This is a genomic window from Arthrobacter subterraneus (assembly GCF_900099735.1).
Lineage (GTDB): Bacteria > Actinomycetota > Actinomycetes > Actinomycetales > Micrococcaceae > Arthrobacter_D > Arthrobacter_D subterraneus.
On sequence record NZ_FNDT01000052.1, the window covers coordinates 1 to 1736 of the forward strand.

Genomic DNA, 1736 nt, shown 5'->3' on the forward strand with positions numbered 1-1736 from the left:
GGTCGGTCTTTCCAAGAATCACGCGGTGGCCGCCTCACGTTCGGGATCAACACGCCCGATACCCGGGCCGTTACACCACGCTAATGGGCACTACTTGAGCAGGGGCAGGGCGAGCACAAGTCCCACCAGATGAGGAACATGTATCTGCGCTTCGGGGCGATGATTCTGACCGCCATGGTGGTGATGTACTTTGTCATGTTCATCGGCTCCTGGGAATGGAGCCATATCCGCTTCAGCGAGAGCCGCGTGTTCATGGCACTCGCGATGGGCGGCACGATGGGTCTGATCATGCTGGCCTGGATGCTGAACATGTACAAGAATACGAAGGCGAACGTGTCCGTGGTGGTGGTCAGCCTCCTGCTGCTGGGTGGCGGGGCTTTCCTGGACCGCAGCCAGACCACCGTGCAGGACCAGGACTTCATGAGCGCGATGATCCCGCACCACTCGCTGGCCATCACCCGGTCTGAGCGTTCGGAACTGGCCGACGTGCGGGTGTGTGAACTCGCTGTGGAGATCAGCGAGGCCCAACGCCGAGAAATCTTTGAGATGGACTGGTTGATCGATGACATTGAGCGTAACGGTGTGGCCGCCACGGCCCAGGAGGCGGCGGACCGCCCGGTTCCCGATTACGAGGAGCCGGCGGAGCGTCAGTGTCCCACGCAGTGATGCACATGCGCCACCGCTTATCGAGTTTGCCGGGCAGGTCAGTGGACTGACCAGGACGACCCAAGCACTCTTTGCCCTTACGAATCATTAGGTTCCCGCCGGTTGGCGGAGGGGCGACAAAAGGTGTTTTACCACGCACCGGCCGGCCCGAAGGTACCCCCAATCACGCCGAAGTAGAGCAGCGATAAGGAGTAAGAATGACACAGCCAATGCCGACCCCACCGACCAGCCATAAGTTCGCGCAGATCCTGGCTGATCTGGAAGGCGAGCAGTTGGAGACCACGTTCCTTGCCGCGGTCATTCCGCACCACCAGGATGCGGTCGAGATGGCCCAGTTGGAGCTGAAGAATGGAAGCAGCCCGGATATACGCACCCACGCCGAAAACATCATCGGAAACCAGCAGCACCAGATTGACCAGTTCACGACCTGGCTGAAGGAGTGGTATGGGCTCACACCTGAGGAAGCCGTAGATCAGGCGCCCGAGAACGCCCGTGAAGTGATGCAGACCATGCAGGACCATACGCAGAAAGTTTTGAAAGAGCTGGCTGCTGTGCCCAGCAGTGAGGACTTCGACGTTGCCTTCGTCCGGGAAATGATTCCACACCACCACAGCGGAATTGCCGAGCTCCTCGAGATACAGTCCCGCGCCGTCCACCCGCAACTGCGTATATCAGCCGCCGAGGGCATCACCACGCAGCAGGCACAAGCAGTCAACTTCCGCACCTGGCTCGCAGCTCAGAGCTAATCTGATGGAACGACTGGGCATGCCTCCCGTAGGCAGACGCTAAACCCCCCTCCACGCACGGATCCGGTGCGCGCGGAGGGGGAAACGCCGCCCTGGTTGCGCTCAGCAAATGAAGCTTACGGTGGCGCGGATATGGTGCACTAGCCGAAGAAGGTCCCGTTTCTTTGCAACATTGAAAGCAGGAGAGGTAGACAACCGGCTTGTAGAGGAAGCCATCAAGGGAGGGAATGTGAGCTCCACCTATCTCAGTGTGTTTGTGATGCTTGTGGTTGCAGCAGCCTTCATCGGAGGTCTCTATCTGCTCAACAGGGCTACCTCGGTCGA

The 1736-nt window shown here is 59.6% G+C and carries 2 protein-coding genes; both read left to right on the forward strand.

Going from position 1 to position 1736, the window contains the following annotated elements; translation table 11 throughout:
* Positions 1-129 precede the first annotated feature (129 nt).
* Positions 130-666 (forward strand): DUF305 domain-containing protein, encoded by a 537-nt coding sequence (locus tag BLS52_RS18155; protein ID WP_175460243.1) that lies wholly within the window; start codon positions 130-132, stop codon positions 664-666.
* 197 nt (positions 667-863) lie between these two features.
* Complete coding sequence (locus BLS52_RS18160) at positions 864-1412, forward strand: DUF305 domain-containing protein (protein ID WP_090588590.1); 549 nt, start codon at positions 864-866, stop codon at positions 1410-1412.
* Positions 1413-1736 lie beyond the last annotated feature (324 nt).

Bases quoted from the DNA above. Each gene is read 5' to 3' on its own strand.
- BLS52_RS18155 (WP_175460243.1), top strand. From the start codon at position 130: ATGAGGAACATGTATCTGCGCTTCGGGGCGATGATTCTGACCGCCATG.
- BLS52_RS18160 (WP_090588590.1), top strand. From the start codon at position 864: ATGACACAGCCAATGCCGACCCCACCGACCAGCCATAAGTTCGCGCAG.